The organism is Mangrovibacter plantisponsor, assembly GCF_003182475.1.
Classification (GTDB): Bacteria; Pseudomonadota; Gammaproteobacteria; order Enterobacterales; family Enterobacteriaceae; genus Mangrovibacter; species Mangrovibacter plantisponsor.
The window spans coordinates 239,526-259,800 of sequence record NZ_QGTS01000008.1 but is presented as its reverse complement, the minus strand read 5'-3'; the positions used below and the strand labels follow the sequence as shown (position 1 = coordinate 259,800).

Annotated in this window: 17 protein-coding genes; 14 read left to right on the top strand and 3 right to left on the bottom strand. The window is 50.0% G+C overall.

Annotated features, from left to right (window positions below):
* Window positions 1-706: 706 nt before the first annotated feature.
* The 11 genes from DES37_RS15095 to DES37_RS15050 all read left to right on the top strand — a co-directional run bounded on the left by DES37_RS15095 (window position 707) and on the right by DES37_RS15050 (window position 15,393).
* The gene (locus DES37_RS15095; RefSeq protein ID WP_170123777.1) at window positions 707-9,022 is read left to right on the top strand and encodes an Ig-like domain-containing protein; all 8,316 of its coding nucleotides are present in this window, start codon (window positions 707-709) and stop codon (window positions 9,020-9,022) included.
* 377 nt (window positions 9,023-9,399) lie between these two features.
* The gene (locus DES37_RS15090) at window positions 9,400-9,840 is read left to right on the top strand and encodes a hypothetical protein (protein ID WP_110026494.1); all 441 of its coding nucleotides are present in this window, start codon (window positions 9,400-9,402) and stop codon (window positions 9,838-9,840) included.
* A gap of 491 nt (window positions 9,841-10,331) precedes the next feature.
* A complete protein-coding gene (locus tag DES37_RS15085; protein WP_342768397.1) occupies window positions 10,332-10,913 on the top strand; it encodes a YfaZ family outer membrane protein in 582 nt (193 codons plus the stop codon).
* A gap of 80 nt (window positions 10,914-10,993) precedes the next feature.
* Window positions 10,994-11,776 carry a helix-turn-helix transcriptional regulator gene (locus tag DES37_RS15080; RefSeq protein ID WP_170123776.1) on the top strand — a complete coding sequence of 261 codons (783 nt, stop codon included), beginning with the start codon at window positions 10,994-10,996 and terminating at the stop codon, window positions 11,774-11,776.
* Window positions 11,777-11,810: 34 nt separating this feature from the next.
* Window positions 11,811-12,089, top strand: coding sequence for an ANR family transcriptional regulator (locus tag DES37_RS15075; protein WP_110026491.1), 279 nt, complete (start codon window positions 11,811-11,813; stop codon window positions 12,087-12,089).
* A gap of 15 nt (window positions 12,090-12,104) precedes the next feature.
* The gene (locus DES37_RS26055) at window positions 12,105-12,233 is read left to right on the top strand and encodes a hypothetical protein (protein WP_281271485.1); all 129 of its coding nucleotides are present in this window, start codon (window positions 12,105-12,107) and stop codon (window positions 12,231-12,233) included.
* 17 nt (window positions 12,234-12,250) lie between these two features.
* Window positions 12,251-12,580, top strand: a complete 330-nt coding sequence (locus DES37_RS15070; protein ID WP_146211521.1) for an RcnB family protein — start codon at window positions 12,251-12,253, stop codon at window positions 12,578-12,580.
* 123 nt (window positions 12,581-12,703) lie between these two features.
* Window positions 12,704-13,006 carry a hypothetical protein gene (locus DES37_RS15065; RefSeq protein ID WP_146211520.1) on the top strand — a complete coding sequence of 101 codons (303 nt, stop codon included), beginning with the start codon at window positions 12,704-12,706 and terminating at the stop codon, window positions 13,004-13,006.
* Window positions 13,007-13,121: 115 nt separating this feature from the next.
* Complete coding sequence (locus tag DES37_RS15060) at window positions 13,122-13,970, top strand: EAL domain-containing protein (RefSeq protein WP_110026485.1); 849 nt, start codon at window positions 13,122-13,124, stop codon at window positions 13,968-13,970.
* Between the two features lie 145 nt (window positions 13,971-14,115).
* Window positions 14,116-14,706: a bactofilin family protein gene (locus tag DES37_RS15055; protein ID WP_051691226.1), complete on the top strand. Its 591-nt coding sequence runs from the start codon at window positions 14,116-14,118 to the stop codon at window positions 14,704-14,706.
* A 102-nt stretch (window positions 14,707-14,808) separates the two neighbouring features.
* Complete coding sequence (locus DES37_RS15050) at window positions 14,809-15,393, top strand: lipid-binding SYLF domain-containing protein (protein ID WP_110026483.1); 585 nt, start codon at window positions 14,809-14,811, stop codon at window positions 15,391-15,393.
* Window positions 15,394-15,405: 12 nt separating this feature from the next.
* On the opposite strand, the gene DES37_RS15045 is transcribed toward DES37_RS15050, so the two are convergent.
* Window positions 15,406-15,606, bottom strand: coding sequence for a hypothetical protein (locus DES37_RS15045; protein WP_146211518.1), 201 nt, complete (start codon window positions 15,604-15,606; stop codon window positions 15,406-15,408).
* Between the two features lie 276 nt (window positions 15,607-15,882).
* Here DES37_RS15045 and DES37_RS15040 point away from each other — a divergent pair, with 276 nt between their 5' ends.
* Genes DES37_RS15040 through DES37_RS15030 form a run of 3 tightly spaced genes read left to right on the top strand, consistent with a single transcriptional unit; the run spans window position 15,883 to window position 19,078 of the window.
* Entirely contained in the window at window positions 15,883-16,845 is a 963-nt protein-coding gene (locus DES37_RS15040; protein WP_245930089.1) for a hypothetical protein, read from the top strand.
* A gap of 23 nt (window positions 16,846-16,868) precedes the next feature.
* A complete protein-coding gene (locus DES37_RS15035; protein ID WP_342768396.1) occupies window positions 16,869-17,966 on the top strand; it encodes a BamA/TamA family outer membrane protein in 1,098 nt (365 codons plus the stop codon).
* Entirely contained in the window at window positions 17,966-19,078 is a 1,113-nt protein-coding gene (locus tag DES37_RS15030) for a DUF4056 domain-containing protein (protein WP_110026478.1), read from the top strand. Before DES37_RS15035 ends, DES37_RS15030 begins: the two co-directional genes overlap by 1 nt.
* A gap of 250 nt (window positions 19,079-19,328) precedes the next feature.
* On the opposite strand, the gene DES37_RS15025 is transcribed toward DES37_RS15030, so the two are convergent.
* The gene (locus DES37_RS15025; RefSeq protein ID WP_146211517.1) at window positions 19,329-19,601 is read right to left on the bottom strand and encodes a hypothetical protein; all 273 of its coding nucleotides are present in this window, start codon (window positions 19,599-19,601) and stop codon (window positions 19,329-19,331) included.
* 112 nt (window positions 19,602-19,713) lie between these two features.
* Window positions 19,714-20,172 (bottom strand): SgcJ/EcaC family oxidoreductase, encoded by a 459-nt coding sequence (locus tag DES37_RS15020; protein WP_211320560.1) that lies wholly within the window; start codon window positions 20,170-20,172, stop codon window positions 19,714-19,716.
* Window positions 20,173-20,275 lie beyond the last annotated feature (103 nt).

Below are 20,275 nucleotides of genomic sequence, written 5' to 3'. Positions count from 1 at the left end.
GGGTATCACCATGGAATCGGCAGAACAGTTCTGGTTCTGTATTCAATGGCTACCGGGTTATGGTAATAGCAATACTTGCTGGTATTAATTCCGGCAGGTGCTCATAGGCCTGATATCTATTTGCTGTGACATTTCCTTTGCGAGTGAGGGAAGAGCTTATTGCTGGTTATCTCTGTTGAGCTATTTAGTAAAAGCTAATGGCAAGGTAATGCGAAATATGATTTTATTTAATTTTCCATTTCTGCATAGATCATAATTCGCAACGCCTTGAATATATTTGCTGTGTCACTTCATATGTGGACAGGACATTTTTTTATTTGAAGTGTTGTGTTTACCTGAACTGCTTTTTAAGTAATTGTGCGCAAAGTTTGCAGATAACGTGTTAACAAGAATGTGGGTTAATTTAACCATGCCTTACTTGCGGCAGCACTTCAGGTAAGCCTGGTTTTTTATTAAGGGTACGGGATGAACCATATCGATGGCGTTGGTAAAAATGGCAAAGTAGCAAGTGAGTATTTTATTTGGGTGCAGAATGAAGGGGCGTATCTGCGGCGCCTTTTAATTTGAATTTGCAGGGCTACTGAATATTCAATGAGGAGAATTAATCTGCTGTTGAATGTTACCTGATTTTTTCTCATATCTTTCCTTTTCCTCGCACAGATTTGCCTTGCGCAAGCTGGTGACGGGTTTTCTATGGTTATTTTCTATGAAAAATTATATTCCTCCTAAAGGAATGAGAATAACGGCCTGGGGATTGTTAATATTCCAAATCGTAATGCCGTTGCTATTCACAACGGTATCAGTTGCCCGGGCTGCTGAGTACGAGGCAAATGATGCCTGGATGGATAATACGATTCAGGGGCTTGATTCACTGATAGATGGCCGGGGCAGTCCACAACAACCGCCTACTGAAGCCGAATTATCTGTCCCGGATAATGAAGGTGCCCGTTCCCCCGCAACCCCTGCGGGCAGTGAAACAAATCATGAAGCAGCATCTTTTTGGTCTGCGCCCACCGCTGGTGAAAGTTTCTCTTCACCTCCATCTTTATCTTCTTCTCCTACGGCCTTACCCGCATTAGGCAGTGATACTCAAAATAGCACTGCCGCGCCCGAAAGCGACGCAACTCATTCTGAGCAAACTGAAAACCAGCAGTCGGGTGACGCGCAAAGCAATTTCTGGGCTTCTACCGCCGTACAGGCCGGTGAGATGTTGTCAACTGAAGATGCATCTCAGGCATCCCTTGATTATGCCCGCAGTATGGGGGAGGGGATGATTAACCAGCAGATTAACGACTGGTTAAATCAATGGGGAACCGCGAAGATTTCGCTGGGTTTTGACCAGAAGATCTCTGGCGATTTTCTGTTACCGGTATATGAAGACCAGAACAATTTATTCTTCACCCAGATTGGATTGCACGATAACGATGACCGCCACACATATAATGTGGGGATGGGGTATCGGTGGTATGTCAACGACTGGATGTACGGCGTTAACACATTTTATGATTATGACAACACCGGCCATAACGCCAGGCTTGGGGTTGGTGGTGAAGCCTGGACTGATTACCTGAAATTAGGCATGAACGGTTATTTCAGGCTGACCAACTGGCATCAGTCCGTACTGGACAGCATGCAGGATTATGATGAACGACCGGCAAATGGTTTTGATATCCGTGCGGAAGGCTACTTGCCCGCTTACCCACAACTGGGCGCCAGTATCAAATATGAAAAATATTATGGTGACGGGATAGATTTAGGTACCGGTACCACTCCGGATGACCTGAAAGATGACCCTTCAGCAGTCACATTTGGGGTGAGTTATACCCCGGTACCTTTGCTGACTATCAAAGGTGAACGTGCAACTGGCGATGAACAGGACACCCGCCTCTCTATGGATGTGACCTATCGCCTGGGTACGCCATGGCGCCAGCAAATTGACCCGGCTTATGTTGATATGCAACGGAGTCTGATGGGCAGCCGCTATGACATTGTTGACCGTAATTACGACATCGTTATGCAATACCGCAAGCAGGATTTAATCCGTATTGCGCTGCCAGTGGAGGTGTCCGCAGAAGCAGCAGAAACAGTGCCGCTTTCCCTGACTGTCTCGCGGGCAAAATATGGTGTGAAAGATGTGGAATGGACAGCGTCATCTGACTTTATCGCCAATGGCGGTTCATTCCGCGAAGTGTCGATGACAGATATCGAAGTGACCATGCCTGCTTACGTCTACAACAACCGTAGCGCAGCACCGCAAAGTTACACTATCTCCGCAGTGGCGATTGATAACAACGACAACCGTTCCAATACCGCCAAATCGACCCTTAAGGTAACACCTTCACAAAATATTATTACTTCACTGGATATCTCTCCGTCAGCAAAACAACCGGCGAATAACGCGGATTACTTCACCATTGTTGCGAATGTGCGGAATGAACAGAATGCCCCTCTGGTTGCTCAACCGGTAACGTTTGAGGTGGATGGCCTGGTTATGCTGGATGGCCAGCCTGGCGGTACCTTGTTTACGTCTGGTGGTCAAAGCAATGATCATGCCCTGACCGTGAACACCAACAGTTTGGGGCAGGCTTCAGTACGCCTGCGCAGTAAAGCCGCTAATGATGGCACCGTAACGGCAACACTGGTTAACGGTAACTACAAGTCTGGCAGTGTGTCATTCGAAGCTGACAGCACAACAGCTACCCTGGCCGATGGCGGGCTCGAAGTGGTTCACAATAATGCCATTGCTGATGGCAGTGAGCAGAATATTGTTGCCGCAACGGTAGTTGATACCTTTGAAAACCCGGTACCTGGTGTTGCAGTTACGTTTACAGCAAACCACGGAGCCGTTGTCACCAGCGCTACAGCAGTAACCGATGATACAGGTACGGCAGAAACCGGGCTGACTAACAATGAGTCCGGTGTGGCAACGGTAACAGCGGCAGTGAATGGCAGCAGCGACAGTGCCGACACCACCTTCAAGCCTGATCTTGGTACAGCAGAGATCCTCCCCGGAGCCCTGGTGGTGACGAAGGATAACGCGAAGGCCAATGGTGCCGATACCAATGCGGTGAAAGCCACCGTGACCGATGCCTCCGGTAACCTGGTGCCCGGCGTTACGGTAAATTTCAGTGCCGATAACGGCGCAACCATCGCAGCTACAGCAACCACTAACAATAGTGGTGAAGCCAGCACAACGCTCACCAATACAAAAGCAGGTGCAACATCGGTGAGCGCAAGTATCAATGGCAGCAGCCAGACAGTAAGCACCACTTTCGTACCTGATGAAACCACGGCAGAAATTGCCGATGGTGCGCTGGTTATCACCCGGGACAATGCCGTCGCTGATGGTACGGCAAGTAATGAAGTAAAAGCGACGGTAACGGATGCTTCAGGAAACCCGGTTTCAGGTGTAACGGTGAGTTTCAGCGCCGACCACGGAGCCAGTATTCCGGCAACTGCCGACACTAATGCCAGTGGCGAGGCCTCTGTGACCCTGACTAACACGGCATCTGGTGCCACAGTGGTCACTGCATCTATAAACAGCAGCAGCCAGAATGTCACCACCACTTTTAAAGCGGATGACACTACCGCAGAAATTATCGATGGTGCGCTGGTTGTTACCCGGGATAACGCCGTAGCGAATGGCACCGCCACTAATGAAGTAAAAGCGACGGTAACCGATGCTTCCGGCAACCCGGTGCCGAATGTAACCGTGAATTTTGGTGCGGATAACGGCGCCACAATTCCTGCCAGTGCGGATACCGATGCCAGTGGTGTGGCCACAGTAACGCTGACTAACACGACAGCCGGAGCCACGGTGGTTACCGCAGCGATTAACGGCAGCAGCCAGAATGTCACCACTACCTTTGTACCGGATGACACCACCGCAGAAATCATCGACGGGGCGCTGTCTGTTGCCCGCGATAACGCAAAAGCGGATGGTTCGGCAACCAACGAGGTACAGGCGACGGTAACGGATGCTTCAGGCAACCCGGTTCCGGGTATGACGGTCACCTTCAGTGCCAGTAACGGCGCCACTATCCCGCCCAGTGCGGATACCGATGCCAGCGGTGTTGCCACAGTCACGCTGTCCAACACGCTGTCTGGTGCCACGGTAGTGACTGCCTCTATAAACAGCAGCAGCCAGGATGTCACCACCACCTTTGTGCCCGATGACACCACGGCAGTCATTGTCAGCGGCGCATTAGTCGTGACAAAAGATGGCGCCAAAGCAGACGGTACAGACACCAATGAAGTGAAAGCGACAGTCACTGATGCCTCTGGTAACCTGGTACCCGGTGTTACAGTGAATTTCAGTGCCAATAACGGCGCGGCCATCCCGCCCAGTGCGGATACCGATGCCAGTGGTGTTGCTACAGTGACGCTGACCAATACGGCCGCCGGAACCACAGTGGTTACTGCGACGATTAACGGCAGCAGCCAGAATGTCACCACCACCTTTGTGCCGGATGACACCACTGCAGAAATCATCGATGGTGCACTGGTTGTCACCCGCGATAATGCAGTTGCGAACGGCACAGCCACTAACCAGGTGAAAGCCACAGTAACCGATGCATCAGGTAACCCGGTACCGGGTCTGACGGTTACCTTTGGTGCGGATAACAGTGGCAGTATTCAACCCAGTGCAGACACCGACGCCAGCGGTGTTGCCACGGTCACCCTGACCAACACCAAATCTGGTGCCACGGTAGTGACTGCATCGATAAACAGCAGCAGCCAGAATGTCACCACCACCTTTAAGGCGGATGACACCACGGCCGAAATTATCGACGGTGCACTGGTTGTCACTGACGATAACGCTGTAGCGGATGGTTCTGCCACCAATGCGGTGAAAGCGACGGTAACCGATGCCTCAGGCAACCCGGTGCCGGGTATGACGGTCACCTTCAGTGCCGGTAACGGTGCCACCATTCCGCCCAGTGCGGATACCGACGCCAGCGGTGTTGCCACAGTGACCCTGACCAACACCACCTCCGGTGCCACGGTAGTGACGGCATCGATAAACAGCAGCAGCCAGGATGTCACCACCACCTTTGTGCCCGATGACACCACGGCAACAATTACTGATACCGACTTCACCGTGGCCAGTGGCGCACTGGCGAATAACGCCGACTCCAACGCCCTGAATGCCATAGTGAAAGATGCCAATGGCAACGTTGTGCCTGGTGTTGATGTCACCTTTAGCGTGACGAGCGGCGCAGCGACGCCTGCGACACAAACATTCCCAACCAATAGTTCGGGTGTGGTAAGTGGCGCGTTAGTCAGTACAGTTGCTGGCGATAACCAGGTTACTGCCAGTGTGAACGGTAATACGACAGCCGCCAAAACCTCGTCCTTTGTGCCTGATGGCGGCACGGCTGCCATCGCCGACAGCGATTTCACCGTGACCAGTGGTGCGAAAGCTAACGGGAGCGAGGCGAATACCGCGAGTGCTACCGTAAAAGACGCTTCCGGTAACCCGGTGCCTGGCGCAACGGTCACCTTTACGGTAACTGATGGTGCGGCTGGCCCTACACCACAATCTCAGGACACTAACGCTTCTGGTGTGGCAAGTGTGTCGTTCACCAGTACCGTTGCTGGTGATAACCATGTGACTGCCCGGGTGAACGGGAGTACCACTTCGGCGAAAGTGTCCACCTTTGTACCGGATGACACCACGGCAGAAATTATCAGCGGTGCCCTGGTCGTGACCGACAACGGTGCGAAAGCCGATGGCGTGGACACCAACGCAGTGAAAGCGACGGTAACCGATGCCTCGGGTAACCTGGTACCGAATGTCACAGTCACCTTCAGTGCCGGTAACGGTGCCACCATCCCACCCAGTGCGGACACAGACGCCAGCGGTGTGGCCACTGTCACCCTGACCAACACCAAATCCGGTGCAACGGTAGTGACGGCGACGATCAACGGCAGCAGCCAGGACGTCACCACCACTTTTGTGCCGGATGACACCACGGCCGAAATTATCGACGGCGCACTGGTTGTGACCGACAACGATGCCAAAGCCGATGGCGTGGACACCAATGCGGTGAAAGCGACGGTAACCGATGCCTCCGGCAACCCGGTACCGGGTGTGGCGGTCACCTTCAGCGCCAGTAACGGTGCCACCATCCCGCCCAGTGCGGACACCGATGCCAGCGGTGTGGCCACAGTGACGCTGACCAACACCAAAGCCGGTGCCACGGTAGTGACGGCGGCGATTAACGGCAGCAGCCAGAACGTCACCACCACTTTTGTGCCGGATGACACCACCGCCGAAATTATCGACGGCGCCCTGGTCGTGACCGACAACGATGCGAAAGCCGATGGTGTGGACACCAATGCGGTGAAAGCGACGGTAACCGATGCCTCCGGCAACCCGGTTCCGGGTGTGGCGGTTACCTTCAGTGCCAGTAACGGTGCCACCATCCCGCCCAGTGCGGATACTAATGCCAGTGGTGTGGCCACAGTGACACTGACGAATACCGCAGCCGGATCCACAGTAGTGACGGCGACGATCAACGGCAGCAGCCAGGACGTCACCACCACCTTTGTGCCGGATGACACCACCGCCGAAATTATCGACGGCGCACTGGTCGTGACCGACAACGATGCCAAAGCCGATGGCGTGGACACCAATGCGGTGAAAGCGACGGTAACCGATGCCTCCGGCAACCCGGTACCCGGTGTGGCGGTCACCTTCAGCGCCGGTAACGGTGCCACCATCCCGCCCAGTGCGGACACCGACGCCAGCGGTGTTGCCACTGTCACCCTGACCAACACCAAAGCCGGTGGCACGGTAGTGACGGCGACGATCAACGGCAGCAGCCAGGACGTCACCACCACCTTTGTGCCGGATGACACCACCGCCGAAATTATCGACGGCGCCCTGGTCGTGACCGACAACGATGCCAAAGCCGATGGTGTGGACACCAATGCGGTGAAAGCGACGGTAACCGATGCTTCCGGCAACCCGGTTCCCGGTGTGGCGGTTACTTTCAGTGCCGGTAACGGTGCCACCATCCCGCCCAGTGCGGACACCGACGCCAGCGGTGTTGCCACGGTCACCCTGACCAACACCACCTCCGGTGCCACGGTAGTGACGGCGACGATCAACGGCAGCAGCCAGGATGTCACCACCACTTTTGTGCCGGATGACACCACCGCCGAAATTATCGACGGCGCCCTGGTCGTGACCGACAACGATGCCAAAGCAGACGGTGTGGACACCAATGCGGTGAAAGCGACGGTAACCGATGCCTCTGGCAACCCGGTTCCCGGTGTGGCGGTTACCTTCAGTGCCGGTAACGGTGCCACCATTCCGCCCAGCGCGGACACAGACGCCAGCGGTGTTGCCACTGTCACTCTGACCAACACCACCTCCGGTGCCACGGTAGTGACGGCGACGATCAACGGCAGCAGCCAGGACGTCACCACCACCTTTGTGCCGGATGACACCACTGCTGAAATTATTGATGGTGCACTGGTGGTCACGAAGGATAACGCGAAGGCAAATGGCACTGATCACAACAGAGTGAAAGCCACGGTAACCGATGCCTCCGGCAACCCGGTGCCGGGTGTGACAGTCACCTTCAGCGCGGATAACGGAGCCACTATCCCGCCCAGTGCAGACACCAACGTTCTGGGTGTTGCCGCAGTGACCCTGACCAACACCGCCGCCGGAGCCACGGTGGTTACCGCAACCATTAACGGTAGCAGCCAGGATGTCACCACCACCTTTGTGCCGGATGACACCACCGCCGAAATTATCGACGGCGCACTGGTCGTGACCGATAACGATGCCAAAGCCGATGGCGAGGACACCAACGCGGTGAAAGCGACGGTCACCGATGCCTCTGGCAACCCGGTACCGGGCGTGACGGTAAACTTCAGTGCAGATAACGGCGCTACCATCCCACCAACTGCAGATACCAACGCCAGCGGGGAAGCCTCTGTGACGCTGACCAACACCACCTCCGGCGCCACAGTGGTTACTGCGGCAATTAACGGCAGCAGCCAGAATGCCAGCACCAATTTTATGGCGTTCACACCGGATGATACGAAGTCATCAATCACGGCAACGCCAGAAAGCATTCCGGCAGATAACACAACCACTGCACTGGTGCAGCTAACGCTGAAGGATGAACTGGATAACGCAATAACGGGCAGGGCAGCAGATATTACCTTTGATGTTACAGGGGTAACCGGCACTACCGTTGGGACTGTCGCAGAAAGTGCATCTGAACCAGGTGTTTATGAAGCGACGTTGAAAGGCAGTGAAACCGGTATGGCAACAGTGACACCAAAAGTTGACGGAACCGCACTGTCAATCAGCACTCAGGTGGAACTGGTGGTTAACTGGACATCACTGACTGTCACACCGACCAGTGAATACGTGATACCAGGCGATAACCTGCAATTCACCGCAACAGCCGTGATAGAAGGCACTGATGTTGATGTTTCAGATGAAGTGACATGGAGCAGCAGCAGCGATGCGGTAGCAACAGTCAGCAGTTCTGGTCTGGCGACTGGCGTTAGTGCAGGTTCGGCAAACATTATTGCCACCAACGGAGCCATGTCTTCTCAGGGCAGCCTGACTGTGGTTGACCCGGACTGGTCAGAAGTCTTCGGTGAACGCCGGGCCGGAGATAACTCCAAACTGTATCAGGTTAGTTCAGATAATATGCTGGCATTCCGCTGTGGGTCTATTGTGGATGCCATGGGGACCCCAAGCCAGGGGGTAACAGGCGGAACCGGTGGTACTGCGAGACAAACCAGTACGGAAAATGTGACATCAGTGGATGTGGAATGGGGGAATTTCTCCTATGAACCAGGGGGCGTGACTATCTCCAAACTGACTATCCACTACAGCGATGCTGCTGACTTCGTTTGTGGTAGCTCGGGTTCTACTTCGAGTATCCAGAGAGGGAGCTGGACAGTTCCTGCCGGGATGAGGTTTACCGGGTTTTATGTCTACTCAAAAGCGTATTCTCATGAAATGCAATTTACCGCCACGCCATAAGTAATTCTGGCTGGTCGTAAGATATAACCACTGGCACACTGTCAATTACTTTGGCAGTGTGCTTTTTTTGTGAGTTAAAGTCAGTGAGACTGAAAGTTGCAATTATGCAACATATATGGCGCGAATTCTTAAAACAGGCTGTAAATAATCACGGTGTTTATTCTGTTGATATATATCAATTGCTGCCTGATGCCGTTTGTTTATTTTATTGCCAGTGCAAAATATCTGTATGAGCGGGTATTGCCAGTCAAATTTCAGCAACAAAATATTAGTGGTGATTATTCCATTTGCTAAAGTGGTATGGCGCCATATAGTCTTGCCGGGAGGAAACGAATATTAACTGGAAAAATATAGGCAGCATAGGGGTTATCGCTGCCATGGTAATGGTGCTAAAAGTAACCGCCAATGACAGGCCGGTGCTCAGTGCCGCTGAATTTGGTAACGGCCATCAAAGACTGCACTATGTACAGCATATTCAACGCATGAAAGACCAGGCTATGAGTTTATCTTCCCGTACCAGGGGAGCCCTCGTGGGTAAGCATCTCCAGTTTGAGCGGGTCTATATTGATGAAGGCGCAAAAAGTGTGGTGTATGAATTTATTGCACCAGCACTAACAGGGGAAAATGTTCAGTCAATTTCAGGTGCTGAGTTAAGCCAGCTTGAAAAAGAAGGCGCTGACTATTCTCACCAGAGTGTCAGGAATAGTGATGACATCTGGTTTTTAATTAGTCTGGGGTGGCGAGTTGAAAGCTGTTTGCTCACCCAGGAGGGCATAATTCTGGTAGATGATATCTTTAATAAGCAGGACATTTTGTAACCGGTGCTGTTGAAGCGGATTACTGTTGACCTCCATGCCGGGAAACCTCCACCCGGGCACAGTAAAATATGGTGCGGATTTTATTATTATTGATTTTAATATGCAATGGTACAAAAAATACTAATTCAGAATTCTCGCCGGGCAGCATGAGATTTTATTTTTATTGCTGGTTTTATGTGCGCCTTTTAATTTGAAATGGTAAGCGGTTATTATGGATAATCACCTGGCCCGTATGGTTATCCGGATATTTCCCTGCCTGTGCGGTAGCTGTGGCCTGTTTATGATAAATATTGGGCGGTTTTCCAGGTAAGCCAGTTACCACCAATATAATTGGCTCTGGGAGATTTTAACTGAGTTGGCTACGTATTTATTAGCTTTTACATAATTATATTTTCCTGGCTGGCGTGTGGAACGCCGGGCGTACTGATGCACTGAGATGCACTGAAAGGAAAATCGAAAATTACTGTTAACACCAGGATGGCAACGCAACAATGAAAACACGTTTTACACCCCGCAACCGCGCTCTGATGCATTCTTGTACGCTTGGTTTACTACTGCCCGCGCTACTGGGTATTTCCTTTGCAGCCAGCGCGATAAGCCTTGGCCTGCAGGCTGGGGAACATTACACCGATGTGCGGGTGGATATGGGCAAGGAAACGCCAGGGTTTTATTCCCAACTGACCTGGGCGCATAACGACAATGACGGTGACCGGGGCGGAATGGAACTAGGGTTCGGCCTGCCACTGGGCAGCTTTATGATTTCTGCTGGCGGGAAATTACTTTACCTGCATCCGCGTGGTGAAGACGACGGTTATGCACTGGCAATAGGCAGCCGGCTCGCCTGGAACATCACCCAAAAATTTACCATTTTCGGCGAGGGGTACTATTCACCAGACTCATTATCCAGTGAGGTTGACCACTACCGGGAAATGGATGCAGGTTTACGCTGGGCGATTGTTCGGCCAGTCACGCTGTCTGTTGGTTACCGGTACATTGATCTGGCCGGTAAAGACGGGCGTCGCAGCCGTAAACTTGCCGATGGTATGTATCTGGGAGGGGAAGTGGGGTTCTGAACCCGTTCACGCGGTGAATGACTATTGGGCGAGCCACCGGCCGCCCACCAATTCTGTTGTACAACCTGAGGCTCATTTTTGTGCGACCCACTTTTATTCATGATAACTCACTGGCTGCTGTTGGCTTTACTGAGTTATTGAGCAGCCAGCTTCAGGCGCAGTGGCGCGGGAATTCTTTCGTTCATGTTGTTTCCCGCAGCATGCCATGCAGCAAGCTTCAGTATGACCACATGGTCTCCACTCCGGGTTATTCAGCTGGCGCGTGCGTGGTACTGGAGTCTATGCCAAAAAATTCTTGCCGGGCAAAATTACGAGTAAAAGAAGGGCGAATATTTATTATTAACGCCCGCCTTTCGTTACCGGAAATGCGACTGATTGCCAGATATATCATCAGCTACCTGAGCGATTTTTCAGGCACTCAGCGTAAAAATAACTGGCAGGTTATGTGGGAAATCGTACCTCTGCATGTTTTACGCAGCCGTGCTCCCTCCTGGCTCACTCGCAATGAGCAGCGCACGTTGCGTTACTTACTGGCCGGCTACCCCATGAAAACCATAGCCGCCATTAGCGGGCTGAATGTAAAAACTATCAGCCGTTACAAACATGGGTTGATGCATAAACTGAATGTGTTTTCCCGCGCAGAGCTGCATTTTCGGATATGCATGGAAAAACATATTTTGCAGCCAGAGGTGGGGAAGATCTGCAAAGTAAATGTACCAGTGAAAAAGTTGAGTGAGTGCACTGAAACACACCCCATAAACCTGAAACCGTATTTAACAATACAGGCTGCCTGCATGTTGGAAGCACCCGAAATTCAGGATGGGTGCTGCCTCAACCGGCCAGTCTGCCATCTTTTAACCTGAAATGTAATTTGAAATGAAACAGAGTGGAATCACTATGGGTAATGCCTTAGCGGTATCGGATGCAGCGCCGCAAAACGATAAAGTGACCTATAACCGTATGGCGGATAAAGCGCGGGGGCAGGAGCAGTCTTGTAAATTTAACGCGGCAGCTGAGCTGTGGCTGGAAGCGAAGGTGCTGGCGCGTTTGGATGTTAACCGCAACTGGGCTGAAGGGCGTTATTTGCATTGTGCTCATATGTGCCATTTGCTTGAAATAGCTGATGAATACGGGCGCAGTAGTTTGCCGCAGTGTTGCCGCCAGGACATTTTGTAACTATGAAGCCTGTTTGTGTCTCAAAAGCAGGCCATGGTGATCACATTGCTGTCTGGTTTTTCTTCCCGGGTGCTGGCAATTTATTTGAAGTTGTCGTTACCAGTATTTGACTATAGCCAAAAAGAAGATAACGAACGTCCATAAATACCAGGGAGGTTATTTTGAAATACAGTCACTTTCTGTTGCTGTTGTTAACTATATTACCGGGTAGTGTTTACGCACTGAGCGAAAGAAGCAATAGCCAGAATAGCGAGAAGTACAGAGTTAATGAATTTATGGCTGATTTTACCCGTTACCACCCGGGAGACATGGCGCCTGCGCTTTACCTTACTAAACCCTATATCATCACTGCATGGAAAGTTCGGAATTTACCTGTGCCGGGCGCTGAAAATCACTGGACGTATATGGGGGAAACCTATGTGCTACTGGACAATAAAACAGGGCGCATCATCAAAGCTTATCAACATGATATTTTTTATCCTCAGAGTTAATTGTGGTGAATAACTGCCTGAAAAGATATTGCTCAACCAGGCGTGTAGGGAGGCTTGCCAGATAACCCGTCTTCAACATAACGCCTCTGAGGAAACAGAATGATTATACCCAGGGCCATATTTTTGAATCAGACATATCAGAAGTCATGTATTGAGCACCGCCACCAGGTGATGAAAGAAATACGCCAGTTTAAAAGCGAAATTGTCAGGATGTTGCGGGCAACGGAAAATCATAAGTTGGGGAATATTCGGATTGAAATGCCATGTGCTGATTATCCCGTACTGACCAGTACTGGTGGCCGGGAACATCTGGCAACAATACGTAATGAAATTACCATGGCAGGTTATGATGTTTTTTTTACCTACACAGAAAGCGGCGATGTATCGTTTTCTGTCGACTGGCGAATGGTTGTGAATAACCAATAACAGGAATCAGGGTATAGCACCGTGTATTCCTGCTGTAGTGGTATCCCGGTAGTGTTGCTACTTAACCTGCATCTCAGCTTTATTTATAACCGAGATAAAAGAGAGAGAAGAAGTTATGCGGCCAGAGTATATATTCCCTTTTGTTGGAATGTTCCCCCGGGTGGCAGATGGTCACATGCAGGCGCTGGCTAATGCGTTAAATAGCCAGAGAGAATTGTGTATGCACTGGCAGCCAATCATAAACTTGCAGACTGGTAAAATAACCAGTATGGAGGCGCTGGTGCGTTGGCACCACCCGGTAAAAGGCTGGATAAAGCCAGCAGAATTTGTTCAACAGGCTGAAAAACAGGGGTTGAGCCGTTTGCTGACCCGGCGTGTTATTACTCTGGTCTTAGCACAGCTCACCCAGTGGAAGGGCAAAGGGCTGGTATTGCTACCAGTTTCGGTAAATGTTTTCGCAACCGACCTGTCTTCCCCGGGGTTTGCAGAATACATTATTGGTTGCCTTACTAAGGCGGGTATAGCCGGGAACTTACTGATTATTGAGTGTATTGAAACTGCAAGCCTGCTGCAAAATGAGGCAGTAGTAACATGCCTTAACGTGCTACGCAGTGCTGGTGTACGGATTGCTTTGGATGACTTTGGCGCGGGTTACAGCAATATTGGCTGCCTGGGGGCACTGCCTTTAGATATCATTAAACTGGATCGTTCACTCATAAAAAATATTCGCCATGACGCTGTGGATGTAAAAATATTGCAGCATACGGTACGGTTACTTAGTGCGTTGAACTATGGCATTGTTGCCGAAGGCATTGAGCATCAAGAAGAAATGAATATATTACAACTAACTGGTTGCAATAGTGCTCAAGGGTTTTATTTCTCCCCACCGGTTGCGGGTGAACAGGCTGAGCAATTTATACGCCAGGCCGGTAAGTCTTTTGCTATTGTTAGTAGTGACGGTTGATATTTACCTTAAATGTGCCGGGCGTGGTTACTGAAAATAGTAGCTAAATTTTTTAATACCGGCCTGCATGTGTATTTCATAACGCAGCACTTCTTGTAACTGACTGCCAGGTCACCTGGTCAGGTTTTGTGGGCAGTTAACTGTGATGGATTTCATTTTCATTGATTTGGGGTTGTTGTGCTGGATCAGCGCCCTGACCAGTTGGGTATTCTACCAAATACACACAACCGTACTGTTGGCAGTGTTGTCAGGTACGGCATTTATTCTTCACTATTTGAAAAAGGTAACACCAGGGATGTTTGGTAAAAAGAAATCGCAGCAAGAGGTACATCTTCCGGTATTAGAAAAAAACAGTGGCAGCCCGCATGGTACTGTTATTGCACAGGGCGTATGTTTTGACGGAAACATCACAGCGTCAGGGCAGGTCTATATTTACGGTACTGTAACCGGAAATATTTATGCCCGGGAAGGAAAAATTAGTGTGATGCACAATGGTTCAGTGACAGGGAATGTTGAATCACAGTCACTTATTGTTGATGGCTCAGTACATGGCGAGAGTTGTGCTGAACATGTTGAAATTTGTGAAAATGGGCGTGTAGAAGGGCGGCTACGTTACAGCACACTGTCTATTGTTCAGGGGGGCGTGCTGGCAGGGGACATGGCACACAATTCAGATTGCCCAACAGCAAATATTGTGGATTTTTCGTCTGAGCAAGACATTGCAAAAGAAGTTTAGGTCTGGTGCAGGCAATTGCCCGCAACCCGGGTGGTAATGTTATTCAACAACCATATTACGACAACTATTTTACGACAACCGTGTTACAGGAACCCATGTATTATGAAATGCAAATTACTGCTATTAGTGTCAATACTGGCTATCGCCGGGTGTAGTGCCGAAGGCGATACCGCCAGCCAGCAACGTGCATCAATACAAAAAATGCGTACGGAGACGCTAACGAAGTTATATACACTCCACCCTGAAGCGCGTAGCGAGATAAAACGCGCTCAAGGTTACGCTGTTTTTACCGCGAACAGCAGTAAAATATTCCTTGTTGGTTTTGGTAGTGGTTATGGTGTTGTCAGAGATATGCGTAGCGGAAGAGATACCTACATGAAAATGGCACAAGGCGGCGCAGGTGTAGGGATTGGTGTTAAGCAATTAAGCTCCGTTATGGTTTTTCATGACAGAGATTCTCTGGATAAGTTTATTAGCAATGGTTATGTAGTCGGGGCCGATGCTAATGCTGCGGCACAGTATAAAGACAAAGGGAGTTCCACCGGAGCAACGGCAAAAGGTGTCGCTCCTGATTCCGCTGCATTACCAGCCAAAGTGAGTGTTTACGAAATCACGGAGAAGGGCCTGGCGGTTCAGGCTATGCTGAATGGTTATAAATACTGGCCGGACAGTGATTTGAATAAATAACCGGGTTGTAGTTTAACGTTGCTTGTTTACTTTTTCTGGGTTATTGGCCCTGTATTGTGATACCGAAACATCTTTGTTTTTATCACCTGTTGCGTGGTTACGTTTGTGATACTTGTTTTCCACCCAATTGTAGATAACACAGATGGCTAATAACCCAATAATTGTCCATGTCTGCCACATAGTTTTCTCTTTCCAGTAAATAATATGGGCCACCAGCATACTCCGCTCTATCGGGGTGGGTAATTATTTTTATTCATAATTATAATTATCCATAATGAATTGAACCAAAGTGATAACCTCATTTAGAATCAGTTCCTCAGTCATTTGGTTGGCATATTGGTTTGGCTGGTTGCTTGTGCGGTTCGTGAAAACAAAATGCTATTCTCCGTGTGATAATCCCCCCCATTTATGAAAACAACTGTATATATCAGATATGAATTTTTCTCTGAATAGCTGTATTTGTGCCTGTATGTTAGTAGGTAACTAATAATGAGAACATCCTTTTGGGCTTTGCTCATACTACAATTGCTGGCAGGCAAATTGTGTTATGCAGAAAGTGACAAAACACCGCAGTCCTCGGATACCTCTTTCTTCCCGGTCTGGGGCGAAGAAGCAACAGCTCGTGGCTATGAGTTACCGGAACCTGTTGGCATTAATGTCAGCCATATGAATATCCGCCAGAACGTGGATGTTGATAGCATTACATTTTCCGGGTTAAGTCTGGGCTCTCACCCTATACCCGTGGATATGTTCGCGATTGATGTCGGCAATACTCGTGAGCACAGTACGACAGACAATATCCGCCTTGATCTATGGGTTTTCCCCTTTCTGAATGTATATGGCCTTCTCGGCAATACACAAGGGGCATCCATTTCAACAGTTTCCGTTGATGCAAATCCTGCAAACTTTAGTGGCATTGACCACCTCATTGCTCAGTCTGTCCACCGGATGCACCAGAGTGGTGAATTACAGAATATTGATTTCAAACTTAAGTTTAAAGGTATGACCTGGGGCGGAGGGGTGACGCTTGCTGGTGGCTATAACGACTGGTTTGCTCTGGTTGACACCAATTATACCCGTACAGATTTTGACATTCTGGATGGCAAAATTTCAGCGCTGACTGTGTCGCCACGCGTGGGTTATCGCTTTCATTTTACCGGCATTGCCGGGCCTTCCCATTTAAGCCTGTGGGTTGGCAGCATGTATCAGGATGTGCAGCAGGAGTTTAAAGGCAGCCTGGCTGATTTATCTATGCCAGTCGTTTTGGTGCCTTTAATTAACAGTGTCAACCAAAACGGCCAGGGGCGTTTTGCTGTAAACCAGCACCTGACTTCCCCATGGAATCTTCTGGTGGGGATGCAATATGAAATCACGCAAAATTTCAATATCCTGGCTGAGGTCGGGTTTGATGAGCGAAACAGCTTCTTTATAGCCGGTGAATATCGGTTCTGATGGGCAGGGGGACGCAACTCATTGTGAGCCTGCTAAGCCTTGGGTGTGGCCTCTCACACAGTGCAACGCTCAACCGGGAGTCTGTCGATACGCTGTTGAACCAACTGGGAGCCGACAGAGCGCCTCTGGCGGGTGATAACGTCGCCTGGAGTGTGTTGCCCGGGCCTTTTTATACGCCGGAACTACGCCTTGGCATGGGCGCTGCCATTGCAGGGGTATACCGCGTCACCCCGTCAGATGACACTACAACACAAAATTCCGCCATTTCTTTCACCGGGTTTGTCAGCACCAGTGGTGCTTCGGGGGTAGGTGTTCATAACTACACCTTTTTTGCTGGTGACCGCTGGCGGCTTTTTGTGGACGGTAACATTGCCAATATACCGACAAAATTTTGGGGAGTGGGTTATGACGCCGCACAAGGTACTGCCCAAAATTACTATGATACGTCGTTGCGGATACACCCACAGTTATTACGCCAGCTTGCAGACCACTTCTATCTGGGTATCGGCTGGGACTACTCGGCACAACATGCTCGTTTTGACCATCCGGAAAACGGCAAATCAACTCTACCAAATTCATCCGTCAGTTCTGGCATAACGTTCAGTCTGAATTACGACTCTCGGGACGTGATAACCCGCCCTCAGCAGGGGCAGTTTTTCAATATGGAGTTGCGTTTCTTTGACCCAAAAATGGGGGCGGACACGCGATTTTCCGTCACTGAATTACAGTACGACGTTTTTTTTCCTCTTGATGCCAGGCGGGTGCTGGCACTGGATACGTGGGGGCAATTTGCCCATGGCGATATCCCGTGGAACAGATTGCCTCAGGCCGGAGATGACCACCGGCTGCGAGGTTATTACCCGGGTCGCTACCGGGATAATGATGTAGTGAGCGTCCAGATAGAATACCGGCAAAAAATGTCCTGGCGGCATGGTATTGTTCTGTGGGCCGGTATGGGGGCGATTGGGGATAAAACACAGAATTTATTTCACCATCCTTTACTCCCCACAGTGGGGGCAGGTTACCGGTTCGAAGTGAAACCGGATATGAATGTTCGCCTGGATTTGGGTGTTGGCAGAGATAGCGCCGGGTTTTATTTCCAGGTAGCGGAGGCATTTTGATGTACACCAGGTTAGTGATACTGATTTTTATCCTGTGGTGTAACACAGTGAGTGGGGAACCGGTAATTAACAATGCCCCGGTTGTAACTGCAGAACACCTGGCTGCGCCATCGGCATTACGCCCATGCTGCGCATTTGGCAATGGCCTGAAGGTTAAGATAGGCAGTCTGCCGGTACCGTTTTACCGTGTCGATAATATATTCTCAGCGGATAATCCCGGGCATCACCAATATAATGATTCACATTTTGCGGCGCTGGCGGCTCTCTCAGGGCTTGGCTGTGAACGCAATGGGATTATTTATACGCACCACGGTGGGTTTATTGATATCGCACATGTCAGGGACACTGCTGACAATACGTTCTATTTGTTCACGCAAATTTACCCCAGGTTAGGCCTGGAGTGGCGGCTCTTTCTGAGTGAGGAGTTGGGGGTGCGCCGGATTCAGCTTTATAGTTTCACTCCCCCGGCAATGCGTGCAGAGCGGTACCGTGTTTCGGCCTGGCTTGCCGGGCAACTGGCATTTCAGTTGGCGCAATGGCACGAGATAGCCCAATGGTATGGTTATCAGTCCGTTTCAGGTTTTCCTGAAGCTATATCGGCATTTTCGCCGGAAGATCTTTATTCAAATTTATTGGGAGCCCGCCTTGCAATAGCGGTTATTTTACGCGGAGAGGCGGGTTCCGTAACGCAGTACAACAATTCGATGGATGCCCGCTTGTCGCAGGCGTTATTACGGTTGGGGGCGGTGAGCCGTAAGGAAACGGAGGAAAGGTTCAGTTCTGTGGATGGTGTCTGGTGGAACAGTACGCGCAGGGTGCCGGATAAATACCTTGTGTTGCGGCGTAACTATGATCTCAGGGCGCAGCGCCAGCCTTTAACTGTACCGGGAGAAGACCGGAAACCATACTTACTTCAGCTCCCCGGGCGGGTTAACGGGGCCGTTCTCAGTCAGCTTGGCGAATTGGAAATCTACCCGGGGGAGTCAATGAAGGCATTGCCTTCCCCAGCGGCATTTTATGCGCCAGCTGATTTTGTTCAATTAGCTGAAATAGCAAAAAGAGCAGACAGTCTTGAGCATAAACAAACTGGCAGTAGACAGGTAACCAGGTAACAATGGTTTAAACAGATTAGTTATTATGTGATATAAATTAACACGCATTATGAATCAAAATAATATATTTTGATTGTTAAAGATTATTTTTTGTCTGTGATGTGAACTGGAATTTGAAAACTCTCAATTCAATTCCGTTTTATTATGTTCAACGCTTATTTATGCCAGGATGGCCGCACGTTGTAGATAGTTTCTAAGGAATAAGCTGTGAGTAAAATAGCGATGTTACCCGCTCTGCTGGTGTTTGTGTTCACACCAGTCGTTTATGGAGCACATAACCCGCCACCGCCGCCACATCATAACGAACACCATGATAAGAACCACCATGATAATAATGGCCACCATAATGACAAACACCATCATGATAATGGTCATCACTATGGAAATGAGTCACATCATGATAACGGGCCACATCACGATAACGGACCACATCACGATAACGACTCACATCATGATAACGACTCGCATCATGATAACGGGCCGCACGAAGGAAATCATGATGGCGGCCATACGACTCCGCCACCTCCACCGCCTCACCATTAACTGTGGCGGGGTAATAGCAACGGGCACGACAGTGTGCCCGTCATGTTTTCATCTGGTGGAACGCCGGGCTATGCCAGGCCAGGCCGCATTACTCAGGACTGCCCTTCAGGCATAGCGGATGAGTGGTGAGAGGAAATCAGCCACTGGTTATCAACGTAGTCGTAAGTGAATGTATACCGTGCCTGAATGGTTGTGTTATCGCTAAAGGTAAAAGTATAAATACCGCTGTCAATTGCCGTATTGCAACCGAGGCGCACAGTGCGCTGGTTAATTTCCCCAACCGGCTTTTTTTCTAAAAAATGTTCAAAATAATCTACTCGCTGATCATTGGTGAGGCGAACCTGGTTTGAAACCGTTGGCAGTAAGACGGCATCGCGGGTATATAACGCAGCAACTTGCTGAGCATCACCAGTTTGTAATGCATTATTCCAGACAGTAAACCGTGCTTCTATTTCCGGGATGTCGCTACCCGTACACGTAATTTTTTCTGCTGCAATACTATTCATAGAGGCAATTAAACTAAACAGGGCAATTCCAGTGCGTAAAATCATTTATTCTTCTCTCCACATATAGGCAGGAAAGAGATTAAAGAATAACGTGTGGGGAATATACTGCCTTTACACATGTTTAAATGTGCGTGGTTGTATTTTTTAT